At 63.0% G+C, this 17,628-nt stretch carries 14 protein-coding genes and 1 tRNA gene; 5 read left to right on the plus strand and 10 right to left on the minus strand.

Annotation, left to right across the window (positions count from 1 at the left end):
- Positions 1 to 145: 145 nt before the first annotated feature.
- Complete coding sequence (locus FMM02_RS04855) at positions 146 to 2,443, plus strand: bifunctional salicylyl-CoA 5-hydroxylase/oxidoreductase (protein ID WP_147493806.1); 2,298 nt, start codon at positions 146 to 148, stop codon at positions 2,441 to 2,443.
- On the opposite strand, the gene FMM02_RS04860 is transcribed toward FMM02_RS04855, so the two are convergent.
- The 5 genes from FMM02_RS04860 to FMM02_RS04880 form a co-directional block, all read right to left on the minus strand.
- Entirely contained in the window at positions 2,440 to 4,014 is a 1,575-nt protein-coding gene (locus FMM02_RS04860; protein ID WP_147493807.1) for a tetratricopeptide repeat-containing sulfotransferase family protein, read from the minus strand. The two genes, FMM02_RS04855 and FMM02_RS04860, sit on opposite strands and share 4 nt — an antisense overlap.
- Before the next feature lie 15 nt (positions 4,015 to 4,029).
- Positions 4,030 to 4,818 carry a hypothetical protein gene (locus FMM02_RS04865; protein WP_147493808.1) on the minus strand — a complete coding sequence of 263 codons (789 nt, stop codon included), beginning with the start codon at positions 4,816 to 4,818 and terminating at the stop codon, positions 4,030 to 4,032.
- A 98-nt stretch (positions 4,819 to 4,916) separates the two neighbouring features.
- Entirely contained in the window at positions 4,917 to 8,147 is a 3,231-nt protein-coding gene (locus FMM02_RS04870) for a TonB-dependent receptor domain-containing protein (protein ID WP_147493809.1), read from the minus strand.
- A gap of 158 nt (positions 8,148 to 8,305) precedes the next feature.
- Entirely contained in the window at positions 8,306 to 8,935 is a 630-nt protein-coding gene (locus FMM02_RS04875) for a GDSL-type esterase/lipase family protein (RefSeq protein ID WP_147493810.1), read from the minus strand.
- Entirely contained in the window at positions 8,932 to 9,243 is a 312-nt protein-coding gene (locus FMM02_RS04880; protein ID WP_147493811.1) for a cupin domain-containing protein, read from the minus strand. The genes FMM02_RS04875 and FMM02_RS04880 overlap by 4 nt, the downstream gene beginning before the upstream one ends.
- Positions 9,244 to 9,340: 97 nt before the next feature.
- Here FMM02_RS04880 and FMM02_RS04885 point away from each other — a divergent pair, with 97 nt between their 5' ends.
- Entirely contained in the window at positions 9,341 to 9,790 is a 450-nt protein-coding gene (locus tag FMM02_RS04885; protein ID WP_187107849.1) for an Lrp/AsnC family transcriptional regulator, read from the plus strand.
- A gap of 80 nt (positions 9,791 to 9,870) precedes the next feature.
- On the opposite strand, the gene FMM02_RS04890 is transcribed toward FMM02_RS04885, so the two are convergent.
- Positions 9,871 to 9,960: transfer RNA gene (locus FMM02_RS04890), tRNA-Ser, on the minus strand.
- A 123-nt stretch (positions 9,961 to 10,083) separates the two neighbouring features.
- Here FMM02_RS04890 and FMM02_RS04895 point away from each other — a divergent pair.
- Positions 10,084 to 10,842, plus strand: coding sequence for a Crp/Fnr family transcriptional regulator (locus FMM02_RS04895; RefSeq protein WP_147493813.1), 759 nt, complete (start codon positions 10,084 to 10,086; stop codon positions 10,840 to 10,842).
- On the opposite strand, the gene pyrC is transcribed toward FMM02_RS04895, so the two are convergent.
- Positions 10,823 to 11,842, minus strand: coding sequence for a dihydroorotase (gene pyrC / locus FMM02_RS04900; RefSeq protein ID WP_246104825.1), 1,020 nt, complete (start codon positions 11,840 to 11,842; stop codon positions 10,823 to 10,825). The genes FMM02_RS04895 and pyrC overlap by 20 nt on opposite strands.
- 22 nt (positions 11,843 to 11,864) lie before the next feature.
- Here pyrC and ygfZ point away from each other — a divergent pair, with 22 nt between their 5' ends.
- Positions 11,865 to 12,563 (plus strand): CAF17-like 4Fe-4S cluster assembly/insertion protein YgfZ, encoded by a 699-nt coding sequence (gene ygfZ / locus FMM02_RS04905; RefSeq protein WP_147493814.1) that lies wholly within the window; start codon positions 11,865 to 11,867, stop codon positions 12,561 to 12,563.
- Here the strand turns inward: ygfZ and FMM02_RS04910 are convergent.
- From FMM02_RS04910 to FMM02_RS04920, 3 genes are all read right to left on the minus strand, one after another.
- Positions 12,548 to 13,204, minus strand: coding sequence for a cyclase family protein (locus FMM02_RS04910; RefSeq protein WP_147493815.1), 657 nt, complete (start codon positions 13,202 to 13,204; stop codon positions 12,548 to 12,550). The genes ygfZ and FMM02_RS04910 overlap by 16 nt on opposite strands.
- A 5-nt stretch (positions 13,205 to 13,209) precedes the next feature.
- Positions 13,210 to 15,888: an aconitate hydratase AcnA gene (acnA, locus tag FMM02_RS04915; RefSeq protein ID WP_147493816.1), complete on the minus strand. Its 2,679-nt coding sequence runs from the start codon at positions 15,886 to 15,888 to the stop codon at positions 13,210 to 13,212.
- 117 nt (positions 15,889 to 16,005) lie between these two features.
- Positions 16,006 to 16,983, minus strand: coding sequence for a magnesium transporter CorA family protein (locus FMM02_RS04920; protein WP_147493817.1), 978 nt, complete (start codon positions 16,981 to 16,983; stop codon positions 16,006 to 16,008).
- Between the two features lie 129 nt (positions 16,984 to 17,112).
- Here FMM02_RS04920 and FMM02_RS04925 point away from each other — a divergent pair, with 129 nt between their 5' ends.
- On the plus strand, positions 17,113 to 17,592 hold the full coding sequence (locus tag FMM02_RS04925; protein WP_246104826.1) for a DUF2585 family protein: 480 nt from the start codon (positions 17,113 to 17,115) through the stop codon (positions 17,590 to 17,592).
- The last annotated feature ends 36 nt before the right edge of the window (positions 17,593 to 17,628 follow it).

Below are 17,628 nucleotides of genomic sequence, written 5' to 3' on the forward strand. Positions count from 1 at the left end.
ATGTTGGTTGATCGTCCCAGTTCGGGATTTTCCGCCAAGAATGGAATGGGTATCGGGGCGACTCGGCGCAGCGGCTTAGCGACTCACTGCCGGGTGCAAGCCGTTAACAATCTCGCTAGCATGGCGGTTTGCGGGAGGGTTCAGATTGAAAATCGCGTGCATCGGCGGCGGGCCTGGCGGGCTCTATTTCGCAATCTCGATGAAGGTCCGGGATCCCCGCCATGAAGTGCATCTGTTCGAGCGCAATGCCGAAGGCGTAACCTTCGGCTGGGGCGTGGTGTTTTCCGACCAGACGCTCGAAAATCTCATGGCCAATGACCCCGTCTCGGCGCGCGTCATCGCCGATGAATTCGCCCATTGGGACGATATCGACGTGCATGTTCACGGGGAGTGTGTCCGTTCATCGGGTCACGGGTTCATCGGTATCGGCCGCAAGCGGCTGCTGGAGATCCTCGCCGATCGCGCGCGCGTACTGGGGGTCGAGATCCACTACGAGCGTGACTGTAGCGTCGATCCCGATCACTGGGCGGACTGGGACCTGGTGATCGCGGCGGACGGCGCGAACAGCCGATTTCGCCAGGCCCATGCCGATCACTTCGGGGTGGATATCGAGCAGCGGGCAAACCGTTTCATCTGGCTCGGCACGCCAAAAGTGTTCGACGCCTTCACCTTCGCCTTCGAGCAGACCGACGCGGGCTGGGTCTGGGCCCATGCCTATCGGTTCGCCGACGATTGCTCGACCTTCATCGTTGAATGTTCGGAAAAGACCTGGGCGGATCTTGGTTTCGACCGCATGGACCGGTCAGATGCGATCGCGCTGTGCGAGCGGATCTTCGCCAAATATCTCGACGGGCAGCCGCTGCTCAGCAATGCCGCCCATCTCGCCGGCCCGGCCGCCTGGCTTCGGTTCCCGAGGATCACCTGCGAACGATGGCATCGCGACAAACTGATCCTACTTGGGGACGCGGCGCACACCGCCCATTTTTCAATTGGGTCGGGGACCAAATTGGCCCTCGAGGACGGCATCAAGCTAGCTGAGGTTCTCAACCGCGCTGGCACCGACAGGCGACTTGCGCTGGCCGAATATCAAGCCGAGCGGAACCTTGAGGTGCTCAAGCTTCAGAACAGCGCCCGAAACTCTACCGAATGGTTCGAGACGGTCGACCGCTACCTCCAATTCGAACCGTGGCAATTCGCCTACTCGCTGCTGACCCGGTCGCAGCGGATAAGTCATGAAAACCTCCGTCTGCGCGACGCCAACTGGCTGGCGGCTACCGAAGCGAAGTTCTGGGAACGGGCCAGCGGGGAACCGCGGCAGGCCCCGCCCATTTTCGCCCCGTTCAAGCTTCGCGAGCTGACGCTGTCCAATCGCATCGTTGTATCGCCGATGGCCACATATTCGGCAAAGGATGGAACCCCCAACGACTTTCACCTCGTCCATCTCGGCGCGCGCGCGCAGGGCGGCGCGGGGCTGCTGTTTACCGAGATGACCTGCGTGTCCCCCACCGCGCGGATTACGCCGGGCTGTACGGGGATGTGGTCCGAGGAACATATCACGGCCTGGCGAAGGATCACCGATTTCGTCCATGCCAACAGCAAGGCGAAGATCTGCCTCCAGCTTGGGCACTCGGGGGCCAAGGGCTCGACCCAGTTGGGATGGGAGCGGATGGATGCCCCGCTGGAATGCGGCAACTGGCCGCTGATCGCAGCGTCCGACGTACGGTGGAGCTCGGGCAACCAGCAGCCGCGGCCGATGACGCGCGCGGATATGGACGAAGTCCGCGAGCAGTTCGTCACCTCGGTCGGCATGGCAATCGAAGCCGGCTTCGACATGATCGAACTCCATGCCGCGCACGGCTATCTACTGTCAGGCTTCCTCACCCCGCTGCAGAACCGGCGAACCGATGACTATGGCGGAAGCCTGGAAAATCGCCTTCGCTATCCGCTCGAGGTGTTTGCCGCGATGCGCGAGGCCTGGCCCGCCGACCGGCCCATGTCGGTGCGCATTTCCGCGACGGACTGGGCGGGTGACCAGGGGGTTACCCCCGACGAGGCGGTGCACATCGCCGAAGCTTTCGCGCAGGAAGGGGCGGACCTCATCGACGTGTCCGCCGGCCAGACCTGGGCCGATGCCAAGCCGGTCTATGGCCGGCTGTTCCAGACGCCATTTTCGGACAAGATCAGGAACGAGGCCCGGCTGGCGACGATGGCCGTCGGCAACATTACCGATTTCGACCAGGCCAATGCCATCCTGACCGCGGGGCGCGCCGACCTCGTTGCCCTGGCGCGGCCCCACCTGATCGATCCGATGTGGACGCTGCGCGCCGCAGCGGAGCTTGATTATCGCGACCAGTGGGTCCCGCCGCCCTACCTAAATGGCATGGCGCAACTGGCCCGACTGAAGCAGCGCGAAGCCGAGGCTGCTGCCGCGCTTCGAGCCTAGGCCTCGGCCAGCGGTCCCAATTTGTCGCGCAACGGCCCGAGCCATTCGGCATAAGGCCGCCACACGCCCACGCCCTTGCGATTGAGCGGCTGACGAACCTGTTCGGCGCTTGGCGTCCGGACGACGCGATTGAGCTTGTGAAAATTAAGCGGCGCATCCGACCAGGGCAGGCCAAGATAATCGAACAGCGGGCGAAGCTCCGGCTCCGGCTGGTCGATCAAACGCGCGTAGCTGACATGGGCGACCAGGTCTGGCGCGACTAAGTCGAGATGGTCCATCAGCCGGACATAATCGACATAGCATTGCCCGATGTCCTCCAGCGCAAAGCTGGCGGCATGGGCGCGCGAAAACGACTGTGTGAAGTTGGCAAAGCAACAATCCATCGCTGGCCGCCGGATATCGACGAATTTCGCCTGCGGCAGGATCCGCCTGATGAAGGGAATGTTGCTCCAATTGTGCGGCAGCTTGTCGACAAAATAGCGGACGTCGCCGGGATGGTGGAGCGACGCGCGCCGCAGATATTCCTTGCCGAGCGATCGGGCTTCATCGTCCGACAGGGCGGCGATCATCTGCGGGATTTCGGTGGTGCCGCGCCGCGTATGCATTTCCATGGTCGAACGCAGAAGCGCGGGAAGATAGGGCAGCTCCCCGGCTGCGGCAATGTCGGGGTGCGATCCCACCATCTGTTCAAGAAGGGTCGAACCGGACCGCGGCAAGCTGACCAGGAAGATCGGGGTCGGGCCGTCCGCGTCCGCGGAATAGCCGCGGGCGAGGGATTGGGCCGTGAGCAGCCGCGTGAAGGTGTCGACTTCTTCGGTCAGCTGGGCGCGGTTGTAGCCGATGGACTCGGCCCGCACCTGATTGCCTTTTTGATAATGGTCGAAGGCCTTGGCATGTTCGCCGCGATCCTGCCACGCACGCGCAAGCGCGAAGTGAAGCGGCGCGATGTTGGCAACGTCGATCGCGATTGCCAGCGCCTTCTGCATCGTCGCGACGTCCTCGTCGCTCAGCAGCTTCTTCTTGATGCTGGCGATGCCCCACCAGGCATCCCCCCGCTCTTCATCGATGGCGATGGCCCGACGATAGGCATCAACCGCCGCGTCGGTGTCGCCGGAGGAGCGCAGATTGTGCGCCAGGGCCAGCCAGATGTTGCTGTTGTCCGGATGTTTCCGTGCAAGCAGCTCGAGCCGATCATGCGCTTCTTCCGCCCTTCCCAGCTTGTCGAGGATCAACCCGACCATCAGGCCGATCTGAGCGTCGCCGGGCTTTTCCTTTTCCAATTGTCCAAACAGGTGCAGCGCTTCGGTCGGCCGTTCCTGCTGGTGCAGGCATTGCGCGAGTTCCTGCGCGATCTGGTCGCTGCCAGGGGCCTTGGCGAGGGCCTGGCGAAGGAAAGCCTCCGACTGGCCGAGCGCGCCCATCCGCATTGCGACGGTTCCCAGCATCCCCAATCCGCGCGGATCTTCCGGGTGATCGCGAACATGGCCCACCGCGACCCGCGCGGCTTCCTCGTAGCGCCCGGCATCCAATGCCGACTGGGCAGCGGCAAGCTTGGGATAGGCTTTGATCACGGCGTTCGCTGGTCCTTATTCGCTATAGCCCAGCAGGCGCCGAAGCCCGGGGGCCGCGTAGTCGACCAACGCCTTGTGCCTTGCAGGCAGTTCCTCGGGAAGTTCGATCGCGCCAGTCAGGTTCTCGCGCGCCGTCCCGCTCAATTTGCGGTCCGATCCGATCATCACCCGCTCTCGCCAGTCCGCGGGGACGGGATCGATTCCGCAGGCTGACAGAAGCGCCCGGAAATAGGCTTGGCTCGCATCACTATTGAGATCGGCGCAGGCGGCCTTCAATTCCTCGAAGCGAACCAGAAAGACGTCAGACCCAAGCCAGGCCGCGGCGTTGAAGCGGAAGATGTCGGCGAGCGGCGGCGACTTGCCATGGATTCCAAAGATCATCAGCGACAAAAGGTCGTCAACCGACAATTTTCCATCCTTGATCATGTCCAGATTGTCCTGGAAATTCTCCGACATGAAGAACCGCGCGCGCGCGAGCACCCAGTCATAAGGATCGCGCACCAGCAGGATCTTGCGGACATGCGCCAGTTCGATGGCCGATGCGTCCGAAAAGAACAGGTGCCCCCAGCTCAGCAGGTTCCGCTCGGCATCCCATGCGTCGAGATGCTCGGGCATGTTCCCCCATTGGACGAACTGCTTTTGATACTGCTGCTCCACCGGCACGAACATGCGGATGATGTTGCGCAGCAGGTGACTTCCGCTTTTCTGCACGCTGTTGAGAAATAGGGGCTGGCGCAGCGGGACCTGTTCGAACCGGTTGGTTTCGCGGTTGAGCGTGTCGGGCGGCAGGGAGACGACGGGCATGACTAGGGCTTTCGACTGCGGGATCGATCAGGGCAGAAACGCGATGGGCGCCTGATAACTCAGGCGCCCACCCCATTCACCCCTTAAGTGGCGACAGCCTAGAAGCGTCGCGTGACGTTCACGAAGTAGCGGCGGCCGATCAGGTCATATTGCGATACGGCCGCAGTCTGGCCAAGCGTCGCAATTTGTCCGCCGTTCAGCGTCGAAATCCGCGGCGGCTTAGTGTTGAACAGGTTGCTGACGCCCAAGGTCATTTCGAACTCCTCGCGATCACCAAGAGTCCGCGACACCGACAGATGGTGATACCAGGTCGGCGACAGGCGGAGATCCGGGCAATAGAGGCCGCGCAACGGGTCGCCCGTCACGACGTTGACCGAATCGATGCACAGATCGTTGGTAGCCGGATCATCGTCGCTATTGTCTTCGAGGAAGTCGCCGACGTTCGACGTTTTTCCGATGAAGTCGATGCCGTAGAACACGGTCCACTTGCGATCCCGCGAGGTCCAGGTGAGGTTCGCTTCGCCGACCCATTTCGGCGACCCGGCTTCCCCATTGTCGGATTCAAGCGGCGAGCCAGGAAGCAACAGCACATTGTCCTTTAGCTGGCGCGTTGCCGCCAGCACGAAATTCAAATTGCCCATGCTGCCCAGCCGGTGACGGACGTCGAGCGTGACGTCGACGCCCTTGTTCCGCTGGCTGGCGATGTTGATGAACGGATTGGTGATGTTATCGATCGCGAACTCGTTGAGCGTCCCGGTTGGCTCACGCGTGAACAGGTCGCACAGCGGGTCGTTCGGGAAACTGGTACTGCTGTAACAGCCCAGCACGATGTTCGCCGCGCCAAGCTGGTCGATCTCGCCCTTCACCTCGATATCGAAATAATCGACCGCGAGGCTGACGCGCGTATCCGGCAGGAAGCTGAACGACGGCGTCAGGATGACGCTGGCGGTTTTGGCCTTGGAGGTTTCGGCTTCGAGGAAGCCGATGCCTCCCGATGAGAAGACCGAGGCGGTGATAGAACCGCCCCCGAAATTCTGCGGAACGCCTGCCGTGGCGCAGTTGTTGGCGATCGTGTCATTGATCACGCCAGCCTGCTGGTTGGCGAACCAGTTGATGCACGGGTCGATGTTACGCTGGGAGATAAACGACGATTCATCGGCCAGGAATTGTTCGAACAAGGCCGGCGAACGGAACGACGTACCATAGGTGGCGCGGAAACGCAGCCAGTCGTTGACCGCCCAGTTGAGTCCCAGCTTGTAAGTCCAGTTGCCGTTGTCGCTTTCGCTGAGGCCGTCGGAATCCCGCTCGGCCCTTACGCTGGTGACGCGGGCTGCGCCGGAAAACGTCAGATCCTTGAAGAAAGGCTTGCGCGACAGCAGCGGAATGCTGATTTCGCCGAACGCTTCCTTGGTGACCTGATCGCCAGCGGTGATGCCCGAGGTCGAAAAGCCCCAGGCGTTGCCGGCAAGCGTGATGTCGCCAGGCGTATCCTTGATGCTGTCGCGGCGGACGTGAACGCCAAGCGCGACACCGAGCGGGCCGGCCGGAAGCTCGACGACATTGCCGCTGACGACAACTTCGCCGCTCAGCTGCTTGTAGATCGTCTTGCCTTCTTCCCAGTCGAACATGAAGTCCGCCTGTTCAGGCGTATATTCGCCGCGCAGGAAGTAAGGATCGGTCCATGGAAGATCGATGCACTGTTTCCCCGAAATCGGCAGCGTGGTGCCCACGCAGGACGAGGTCTGGAACGACGCGACGTCGTAGATTTCCTGGAGGAAATGTTCCTGCCGGTAACGGCCCTTCGAATGGCTATACTGCACATGCGCATCGAATGACCAGCCCTTGAGGAAGCTGCCGAAGTCGCCCCGGAGGCCGGCGACGCCGCGGCGGTAATCCACTTTCTGGCTGCTGTCGCTATGGTTGGTGATTCCGGTCGGGCTAAGCCAGTTCCAACCTTCCCATCCTTGAGCCCAGTAGGTGCCCGGGAACCCACCGGTGCGGCTTCCGTCCTCCGTGTACCCGAAGCTCCAGATCTGACGCCAACCATTCTGATAGGTTTCCCGGCGATTGGCGAGGAACTCGACGAAAGCCTCGACATTGTTGCTCAATTCATACGACGCTTCGCCGTACAGTGTATAGCGCTTGGTGTCCGGGATAATCGTCTGTTCGTTGACGAACGGATGGAAGCTGTTCTGCACAGCCAGCGACGAGGCGTCGTAGCCGGTCGGGAACCAGCCAGCAGGTGCCGAAAATTGGTTCAGTCCGCCTTGCGGGGCGTAAAACATCGTTCCAGGCTGGAAGACCGCCGGCGGTATCCCGAGCGTCTCTCCCGGATACTGGAACTGGATCAGGTTGACGCCATTAGAACTACCGACATAGGTGCCGTCTGGCAGTCGAAGATTACCTGTTCCACGGCCCGTACGATATTCGAGATCGTAGGTCCACACATGGCCCCAGCGCAGGTCTTCGCACTTGTACTGGCCGTCGCGCGGATCGATGAGGTCGGCACGGTCGCCACTTTCGGTGAAGGTATAGGCTTCCGGGCAGCCGAGATATTTGCGGTCGCCGCGCTTAAGTTCCTTCTGCCGGTAATAATCGGCGGCGACCATGATGTGGCCACGGTCGAATTTCTTGCCGTAGATCGCGCTGAGGCGATATTGCTCGCCGCCGCTCTGGCCGGGCACCGAGGCGTTGGCATCGATCTGAAGCCCGCCGGTGTCCTTCTTGGTGAACAGGTTGACCACGCCGGCGACCGCGTCAGACCCGTAAATCGACGAGGCGCCGGTCTTGAGCACGTCGACGCGCTCGACGATCGATTGCGGAAGGACGTTGAGGTCGAACGCCGCGACCGCGCCGCGAGTACCCGCGGGACCGGCGCGACGGCCATTGAGCAGGACGAGCGTGCGGTTCGGGCCGAGGCCGCGAAGGTCGATGGTCTGCGTGCCCTGGCCGCCCTGAGTGACGAAGTTCGACGAAATCGCCGCGGTGATCTGGGTCGAACCCGCCGCGATCGGCGAGGACTGGAGCATCCCCGCCGTATCGAACTTGCCTTCGCGCTTGGCGACCTCGGGATCGATCAGCGCGACCGGATCGGGGCTGGTGAATTCGGGACGGCCCCGGATTCGGGTGCCGGTGACGATGATTGGCTCATCCTGCTGGACGGCCGCGGGGGCCGTGGCGGGGACCGGCTCGGCCGGTGCCGCTTCAGGCGCCTGATCCTCGGTCGTCGCGTCCTGGGCATATGCCGGCTGCGCGGCAAGCATGGCCGCGAGCGAAACGCCAACCATCAGGCCAGGGCGATAGGGATGGGCTTGCGCCGTGAAGTTCATAAAATACCCCTTTAAGACTTGTATCTGGCGCACATCCCGCACGCTCGGTGATCACCCCTGAAACTCACCCTCCCCCTAACTAAAGTCAATGGTCCGGCACCGGAACGATTAATGGCCGTTGCTTGAATGCAACAGTGTGCGGGGCGGCGAGTTAACGATCAGCCGGAAGCGGTCAAACCAACTGGCGGCGCATCTTCGCCGCCGATTGCCGAGGTCCATTTTGGCGATGCGCCGATGATGTCGGCGGCGAGGGCGTAGCCCGCTGCGCCCGGATGATATCCATCGGACAGGCTCGACACCCAGGGTTCGGCGCAGCGCAGCAGGGCAAATAATGGAATGAAGTCGATGCCGAGTCTGTCGCAAAGCGCATGCTGGTCGGACGACAGGGCGGCGATGCGCAGATTCTCGGCTTCGTCGGCGACCGGCGGCGGACCGACAACCAGGACCGGGGCGAAGCGGAGCGCCGGCTCAAGGATTGCCCGCGCATTGTCCAGCGACTGGGCGTGCGAAACGCGGCGCCGGCCGTCTTCTTCGAGACAGTCGTTGGTTCCGAACGAGAAAAGCAGCAGGCGGCGGGCCGATGCCGGCAGGCGCGCCTCGGCTTCCGCACCCCAGCGGCGCGCGATGTCACTGCTGGTGTCGCGCCTGATGCCGAGATTATAGGCCGTGATATCGTGCCCGTTTGCTTGCGCCGCGCGGGCCAGCCGCCCAGCCCAGCCAAGCTTTTCCGGATCGCCCACGCCCAGAGTGAGGCTGTCGCCGAAGAATGCGGCGCGAACGGCGGTCATTGCTCGGCCTCCTCGACGACCAGTATCCGCGCCTCTCCACGCGGATGGGCGACATGCTCCTCCCCGCTTTCGATATGGAGGAGGTCGCCCGTGCGCAGATGGATGATCCGGGAAGGCTGACCGCCGGACCGGACATGCATGTCGACCTCCCCGTCAAGCACGACGAAAATTTCGGTGCCCTTGTTGGCATGCCAGCGGAACGGCTGGTCGGTCCACCTGAGCTTGACGAGCGCGTCGGCGAGCCTTGCGACGTTCGGGCCGCCCCACGGCTTTTCGCTTGTAAACCGGCTTCCTTCGAATTTCTTCATCCAGCGTCTCCTTGCACCTGGCATGGGTCGGGGCCGCGTCGGAAAACAACTGGCGATCTGCCGGCGCTGCAGGCACATTGCCGCCGGAGGTAGGATCATGGCAGGCAGGGTGCTTGACGATGTGGACCGGCGGTTGCTCGGCCTGCTTGAAAAAGATGCGCGACGCCCGGTCGTGGCCCTTGCCAAGGCGGTCGGCCTGTCCCGAAGCGCGGTCCAGGAGCGCCTCGCGCGGCTCGAGGACCAGGGCACGATTTCGCGATACACGATCGTTCGGGGGGATCAGGACAAGGCTGCGGTGACCGGCATCCTGCTTGTGCGCATTGCGGTCAGGCCGTGCGAACCGGTTTTACGCAAGTTGCGCGACTGGCCGGAAATCCGCGCTTGCTGGTCCGTCGCCGGACCGACTATCGACGCGGTAATTGTCGCCAGCGTCAGCGACAATGCGGCCCTTGGCGATTTTCGCGAAAGGCTGGCGGCTCTTGATGGGGTCGACGACATCATCACGGCGCCGGTCCTGCGCACAGTGGTGGAGCGCAATCCGAACTGACTGGCGGCAATTTCGGCCCGCGAAAGTTACCGAAGCCGAACCCAGGTCGGAGGAAAATATCGCGAGAATTCAATGACCGGTGGCGGAGACGGAGGGATTCGAACCCTCGATACGGTTTCCCGTATGACGCTTTAGCAAAGCGTTGGTTTCAGCCACTCACCCACGTCTCCGGGAATGCGGCGCCCGCGGGCCTTAGCGAACCCTTTGGCGCGGTTCAACCGCCCTTGAACGGGGTTGCGGGAAACAGTTTGGCTTTCCGATCATTTCCCTATGGCAACGAGGGGAAGCCATCGATGATCCAGGACCTGATGCACGACCTCAGCGAAGCTTTCGCGGGGAACCGGCTGCTCAGCACCACGCCCGCGGATCTGCGCGCGCGGCTCAAGGATGCAGCCCGGCCGATTGACCTAGACAATGGCGAAATCCTGTTTCGCCGGGGCGGTCAGGTGGCCTATTCGACCTTCCCGTTCGGACCGACGATGGTCTCGCTGGTCGTTGACCTCGACAACGGACGTTCGGTCGAGGTCGCCACCATCGGCCGGGAGGGCGCGGTCGGCGGCATCGTCAGTTGCGGCAACGTCCCGGCCTTTTCGCGCGCCGAAGTGATGGTCGCGGGTCCGGCGTTGCAGATTCCGATGAAACTGGTCGAGGAGGCCAAGGCCGCTTCGCCGCAGCTCAACAACCTGTTTTGCCGCTACGCCGACTATTTGTTGGGACAGGTCATGCAGACCGTTGCCTGCAACAGCTTTCACCCGATTGAAGCGCGGGCAGCCCGCTGGCTTCTGACCGCGCAGGACCGCGCCGGAAGCCGGCTCGAGCTGACCCAGGAATCGCTTGCCGGCCTGCTCGGTGTGCAGCGCACGACGGTCAATGCCGTCACGCGCCAGCTGCAGGACGAGGGATTGATCACGACGCGGCGCAGCCAGATCGAGATCAAGGATCGCTCGGGACTGATGGCAAGATCGTGCGAATGCTATGCGCGGATGGAAACATTCTTCGGCGACATGATCGGGCCCGAAGGAACAGGCGGCGTCAGGCCATCCGCCAGCTGAACTCGCCGCCCGCCCCGAACGGGACCAGCCCGGCAACGCGGTCGGGGACCGGGCAAGCCGCTTTCTCAAGGGTGACCGAATCCGAATTGGGCTCAAGCCCGTAAAAGGCTGGACCATTGAGGCTGGCGAAGGCCTCCAGCCGATCGAGCGCCTCTTCTTCATCAAATACCTGCGCATAGGCTTCGAGCGCATAGGGCGCGTTGAATATGCCGGCGCAGCCGCAGGACGATTCCTTGGCCGCTACCTCGTGTGGCGCGCTATCGGTCCCGAGGAAGAATTTCGCGCTGCCGGAAGTCGCCGCCCGGCGCACCGCGAGCCGATGTTCCTCGCGCTTGACGACTGGCAGGCAGTAGGCGTGCGGCCGCAACCCGCCCTGGAACAAGGCATTGCGATTCAGCATCAGATGCTGCGGCGTCACCGTCGCTGCGACGCTATCCGGCGCGTCGGCGACGAACTCCGCAGCCTGCCGCGTGGTGATATGTTCAAGCACGATCCTGAGCGCGGGAAAGCGGCGGACAAGCGGTTCGAGGATTCGGTCGATGAAAACGGCTTCCCGGTCGAACACGTCGATGTCGGGGTCGGTCACCTCGCCATGAACGCACAGCAGCATGCCGATGTCCTGCATCCGCTCAAGCACCGCATGCACGTTGGAAATATCGGTGACGCCGCTGGCGCTGTTGGTCGTGGCGCCGGCCGGGTATAGCTTGGCCGCCACCCACACGCCTTCGTCGTGGCCGCGCGCCAATGCGTCGGCATCGATGGTGTCGGTGAGGTAGGCCGTCATCAACGGCGTGAACCCCTCGCCCGCCGCCGCCACGATCCGCGCGCGATAGGCAGAGGCAGCATCGATGCTGGTCACTGGCGGGGAAAGGTTGGGCATGACGATCGCTCTGCCGAACTGGCGCGCGGTGAAGGGCGCGACGCGTTCCAGCATCTCTCCATCGCGAAGATGGACATGCCAATCGTCGGGGCGGCGGATCGTCAGGCGTTGCAATGTCACTGAGGCTCCTTAGCTAAGGCTAATGCCCGCGACCACCCTTGCCGACCGCGCCGTCGTCCGCCTGTCCGGGGAAGGCGTTCGCGACTTCCTGCAGGGCCTCGTAACGCAGGATGTTGCAGCAAGTCTGCCGGTCTGGGCGGGACTATTGTCGGCCCAAGGCAAATGCCTGTTCGATTTCATTGTCTGGGAAGATGGCAACGACCTGCTTCTCGATTGCGAAGCGGATTCGGCGGGCGATCTGATCCGGCGGCTGTCGATCTATCGCCTGCGGCGGGCGATTGCGATCAAACGGGACGAAGGAATGGCGGTGCATTGGTCGGCCGACCAAAGCGGCCCGCATCCAGCGGATCCGCGGCTCGCGGCCCTCGGCCAGCGCTGGCTGGGTCCTGCGGACGACCCTACCGACGGCTGGCTGGAACACCGTCTTCGCCTCGGCGTGTGCGAGGGCCGAGCCGAACTCGGCGACCTCCTCTGGCTCGAATGCAATGGCGCCGAACTCAACGGCGTCAGCTTTAGCAAAGGCTGTTTCGTCGGCCAGGAAAACACCGCGCGAATGAATTGGCGGCAGAAGGTCAACCGGCGCCTGCTTGTCGTCGAGGGAGAAGGCGGGGAACGGACGAGGATTGCCTATCCCGACCTCGGGCTAGCGGTGGTCCATGCCCGGATCGATGCCATCCCCGCGGGCGCAACCCAGCCGGACTGGCTTCAGATCAGCGCGTAGGCGCGAACCGGGAAGGTCCCCATTCCCTTCACCTTCGGCGGGACCGCGTGGAACCTGAAGCTGCTGTCGGGAAGCGCGGCGAGGTTGGTGAGATGTTCGCCGATCGGAATGCCCGCGGCCAGCAGCGTGCTGTGGACCGGACGCGCGCGCGCGCGCGTGTCATCGATATTGTGGCTGTCGATCCCCACGAAGGCTGCGCCATGGTCGACCAGCCAATCGGCGGCGTCCGCGGTGAGGAATGGATGATCGCTCAAATAGGTGTCGCTACGCCAATGCCGGTCCCAGCCGGTGGCCACCAGCACCGCCTTGCCGCGCACGTCGAGGCCGCGGAAGGCCGACGCGTCGATCGCGATCTCGGCTTCATGGGGCGCGCGGACCCGCACGCCATCAAGATCCGCGAGCAGGTCCAGCGACAGTTCGCTCAGGTCCTTGCCGTCGGCATAGCGATGAAACGGGCTGTCGACATAGGTGCCGGTATTGGCGACCATCAGGATCTGGCCGATCTGGAAACTTGAGCCGTCGTCGTAATTGGCCGCCGACGCCTCCCGGGTCCAGAAGTCGCAGATCTGCGGGCCGGGCAGTCCCCTGAAGGTGACCATGCCGTCCTCGATAACATGGCTCAGGTCGATGCGCCCGCCCATCCCGATTAGGCCGCCAGGTTCCTCAGCACATAGTGGAGGATGCCGCCCGAACGATAATATTCGAGCTCATTGTAGGTATCGATCCGGCAGCGGGCTTTGATCACCAGCTGCTCGCCATTGGCCCGGGTAACCTTGACCTCGACGTCCTGGCGCGGCGCAATGTCGGCCACACCTTCAACCGCGAATGTCTCGCTGCCGTCGAGCGCAAAGGTCGCGCAATTTTCACCATCGGCGAACTGCAGCGGCAGAACGCCCATCCCCACCAGGTTCGAACGGTGGATCCGCTCGAAGCTTTCGGCCAATACCGCTCGGACCCCAAGCAAGATGGTCCCCTTCGCTGCCCAGTCGCGCGAGGACCCGGTGCCATATTCCTTGCCGGCGATGACCACCAGGGGCGTGCCTTCAGCCTGGTACTTCATCGCCGCGTCGTAGATCGGCATGGTTTCGCCGGTGGGCACGTAGCGGGTCATGCCCCCTTCGACCCCGTCCAGCATCCGATTGCGAATGCGGATGTTGGCGAAGGTACCGCGCATCATTACCTGATGGTTGCCGCGACGCGCGCCATAGCTGTTGAACTCCGCCCTTGGGACGTCCTTGTCGATAAGATAGCTGCCGGCCGGGCTGTCGAGCTTGATCGCGCCGGCCGGGGAGATGTGGTCGGTGGTGATGGAGTCGCCGAACAATGCGAGGGCCCGCGCGCCTTCAATGTCGGTCAGCGGCTCGGGCGTCATCGTCATGCCGGTGAAATAGGGAGGGTTCTGGATATAGGTCGACTGTTCCGGCCAGTCGTAGGTGTCGCCGCCCCCGACCTCGATCGCCCGCCAGCGTTCGTCCCCGGCATAGACGTCGGCGTAGCGGGAGATGAACATGTCGCGCGATACATGGGCGTCGATCAACTGGCGGACTTCGTCATTGGTCGGCCAGACGTCCTTCAGGAAGACGTCGACGCCCTGCCGGTCCTGGCCCAGCGGAGTCTTGTTCATGTCCGAGCGAACCGTCCCCATCAGGGCATAGGCTACCACCAGCGGAGGCGAGGCGAGATAGTTGGCGCGGCAATCGGGCGAGACGCGACCTTCGAAGTTGCGGTTGCCCGACAGGACCGAGGCGGCAACCAGGTCATTCTCGTTGATTGCCTTGCTGATCGGCTCCGGCAACGGGCCCGAATTGCCGATGCAAGTGGTGCAGCCATAGCCGACCAGGTTGAAGCCGATCGCGTCCAGGTCTTCGCTAAGGCCGGAGGCGTTGAGATATTCCGTCACGACCTGGCTTCCCGGGGCGAGGCTGGTCTTGACCCAGGGCTTGCGCGTCAGGCCCTTTTCGCGAGCCTTGCGCGCCACCAGGCCGGCGGCGATCAGGACCGAGGGGTTCGACGTGTTGGTGCAGCTGGTGATCGCGGCGATCATCACGTCACCATTGCCGATGTCGAACGATTCGCCGGCAACCGCGACCCGCGGGTCGTCATGCTTCTGGTAAGTGGTTTCAAGTTCGGCATTGAACAGCTCGTCAACCTCGCTCAGGCGGACCCGGTCCTGCGGACGCTTGGGACCGGCAAGCGAGGGTTCGACGCTGCCCATGTCGAGATCGACTGTGTCGGTGAAGATCGGGTCGGGTGTCGACGAATCGCGCCACATCCCCTGGGCTTCGGCATAGGCGCGGACCAGTTCGATCCGGTCATCGTCACGGCCAGTCAGTTTCAGATATTCGATCGTCCGCTCGTCGATCGGGAAGAAGCCGCAGGTCGCGCCATATTCGGGTGCCATGTTGGCGATCGTCGCACGGTCGGCGAGGCTGAGCGCATCGAGGCCGGGGCCGAAAAATTCGACGAACCGGCCGACCACGCCCTTGGCCCGAAGCATCTGGGTGACGGTCAGCACCAGGTCGGTCGCGGTGATTCCTTCCTTCAGCGCGCCGGACAGCCGGAATCCTACCACCTCGGGGATCAGCATGCTGACCGGCTGGCCGAGCATCGCGGCTTCGGCCTCAATCCCGCCGACGCCCCATCCGAGCACGCCGAGCCCGTTGACCATGGTTGTATGGCTGTCGGTCCCGACCAGCGTGTCGGGATAGGCGACTTCCTCACCCGACTGGTCCTTGGACGACCACACCGTCTGGGCGATATTCTCCAGATTGACCTGGTGGCAGATACCGGTGCCGGGCGGAACAACCTTGAAATTGTCGAACGCCTGCGATCCCCATTTCAGAAATTCATAGCGCTCGGCGTTGCGGGCATATTCGAGCTCGACGTTCTTTTCGAACGCCTTGGGGTTGCCGAATTCGTCGACCATCACGCTATGATCAATCACCAGGTGGACCGGCACCTGCGGGTTGATCTTCTGGGCGTCGCCTCCCAGCCCTTTCATCGCGTCGCGCATCGCAGCGAGGTCGACCACGGCGGGGACGCCGGTGAAGTCCTGCATCAGGACCCGGGCCGGGCGATACTGGATTTCGCGGTTGATGCGCCGTTCCTTCTGCCAGTCGACCATGCTCTGAAGGTCGTCGCGAGTGACCGTATCGCCATCCTCGAACCGCAGCAGATTTTCGAGCAGCACCTTCATCGAAAAGGGCAGGCGCGACACGTCCCCCAGCGCCGCCGCAGCCTTTTCGAGCGAGTAATAAGCGTATCGCTTGCCTCCGGCCTCCAGCGTGGAACGGGTCTTCAAGCTGTCCTGGCCGGTCGGGATCATCGGGATTCCTTCGAGATTTCATCGATGTTGAAGTCCGCGCGGGCACGCCCGGCGGCGGTTGGCCGCGCCACTAGCAAGAATGGCGGCGCATGACAAAGGGCGGGAGCATTCCCGATTTTAAAGCCAGCCGCGTTTCCGCGCGATCAGGAAGGGCAGCACCGCGCTGACCAGGATCAGGCCCAAGGCCATCGGATAGCCGTAGAGCCAGTCCAGCTCCGGCATATGGCGGAAATTCATCCCATAGACGCCGGCGATGAGTGTCGGCGGCATCAGCACCACGGCGACCACCGAGAAGACTTTCATGACCATATTCTGTTCGAGCGTGATCATGCCCAGCGAGGCGTCGAGCAGGAAGTTGAGGTTCTCCGCCAAGAAATCGCTGTGGTCGTCGAGCGCTCGGCCGTCGGCGATCAGGCTTTTGACATGGCGCAACTGGCTGGGGTGGTCGCTGATCAGGTCGAGCGCAGCCAGGAAGCTCAGCATCCGGCTGGTGCTGACCGAGCTTTCCCGCAACCGCGCGAGCAGCCGCTGCATGCTGCCGATGCGGATCATCAATGCCTCATAGCGAAGCTCGGGATGCCGCCGCCGAGCCCGCCGCTCGCGCTCGAAAATCTGGGTCGAGGTCGCCTCGATGCTTGCCCCTGCCTCTTCAAGCGCGTCGGCGAGCCGGTCGACCACCGCATCGAGCAATTTCACCAGCACCGTCAACGGATCGCCAGCGAGCGATGGATCGGCATAAGCATGGTCAGCGAAAACAATGAAAGGATCGGGGTCGATGTAGCGCACCGTGACCAGGTGATTCCTGGTCAGGATGAAGCTTATCGGATCGGTCGACGGCCGCCCTTCCTCGATCCCGTAGATCACCGACATGGTCATGAAGGTGACGCCATCCTTCTCGTAAAGACGGCTGGAAGGTTCGATTTCCAGCATCTCCTCGCGGGTCGGAACATTGGTGCCGATCAGCTTCTCGGCGAACTGTTCCTCGTCCTTCGTCGGCTCGAGAAGGTCGACCCAGATCGCCTTTTCGGCATCCTCGACGTTCCGCGCGGCATCGATCGGGGCGGCGATGCATCCAGGTCCGAACAGGCGCAACATGGTTCCATGGGTGCGACAGCATCGCCGCCTTGGCAAGCGCTACGACGCTGCTACTCCTCAAGGCCATGCTGGCTGCAGTGCAGCGGCCCCGGCCGCTTTTCCTTACTTTTGGCAGCGGTCCTGTGGACCATGGGCCGCCCGCCAATCTGCACCTGTGGCACTATCGCAATATGGGGCGAGGTCGGGCCCAGGCAGAGCCAGATGCTGTTCGACTGGTACAGCCCCAGCCACCTTGTCCATGGCTTTATCTTTTACGCCCTGCTCAATGCGCTGTGGCGCGGCGCCACCGCTGAGCAACGGTTGGCGGCAGCGCTGGCGGTCGAGGCAGCCTGGGAAATTGTCGAGAATACGCCGATGGTCATCGACCGCTACCGCGAAGCGACCGCGGCGCTTGGCTATAGCGGCGACTCGATCCTCAACTCCGCCAGCGACATGATGATGATGGCCGCCGGATTCGCCGCCGCGCGGCGCCTGCCACTTTGGGCGAGCCTTGTCCTTGTACTGGCACTGGAGATCGTGCCTTTGATCGCCATTCGCGACAATCTGACCTTGAACCTGTGGATGCTGCTGGCGCCCAGCGAGGCAATCAAATCATGGCAGGTCGCTTAGTCGCTTGCGCGCCGCCATTAGTTGATTATCGTGCCG

The organism is Sphingomonas xanthus, from assembly GCF_007998985.1.
Classification (GTDB): Bacteria; Pseudomonadota; Alphaproteobacteria; order Sphingomonadales; family Sphingomonadaceae; genus Sphingomicrobium; species Sphingomicrobium xanthum.

Coding starts and splice junctions, on each gene's coding strand:
- FMM02_RS04880 (WP_147493811.1), bottom strand. CDS start 9,243: ATGAAGAAATTCGAAGGAAGCCGGTTTACAAGCGAAAAGCCGTGGGGC.
- FMM02_RS04875 (WP_147493810.1), bottom strand. CDS start 8,935: ATGACCGCCGTTCGCGCCGCATTCTTCGGCGACAGCCTCACTCTGGGC.
- acnA (WP_147493816.1), bottom strand. CDS start 15,888: ATGATCCCGACCGGCCAGGACAGCTTGAAGACCCGTTCCACGCTGGAG.
- FMM02_RS04920 (WP_147493817.1), bottom strand. CDS start 16,983: ATGTTGCGCCTGTTCGGACCTGGATGCATCGCCGCCCCGATCGATGCC.
- FMM02_RS04865 (WP_147493808.1), bottom strand. CDS start 4,818: ATGCCCGTCGTCTCCCTGCCGCCCGACACGCTCAACCGCGAAACCAAC.
- FMM02_RS04885 (WP_187107849.1), top strand. CDS start 9,341: ATGGCAGGCAGGGTGCTTGACGATGTGGACCGGCGGTTGCTCGGCCTG.
- FMM02_RS04925 (WP_246104826.1), top strand. CDS start 17,113: ATGGGCCGCCCGCCAATCTGCACCTGTGGCACTATCGCAATATGGGGC.
- FMM02_RS04870 (WP_147493809.1), bottom strand. CDS start 8,147: ATGAACTTCACGGCGCAAGCCCATCCCTATCGCCCTGGCCTGATGGTT.
- FMM02_RS04910 (WP_147493815.1), bottom strand. CDS start 13,204: ATGGGCGGGCGCATCGACCTGAGCCATGTTATCGAGGACGGCATGGTC.
- FMM02_RS04895 (WP_147493813.1), top strand. CDS start 10,084: ATGATCCAGGACCTGATGCACGACCTCAGCGAAGCTTTCGCGGGGAAC.
- ygfZ (WP_147493814.1), top strand. CDS start 11,865: ATGCCCGCGACCACCCTTGCCGACCGCGCCGTCGTCCGCCTGTCCGGG.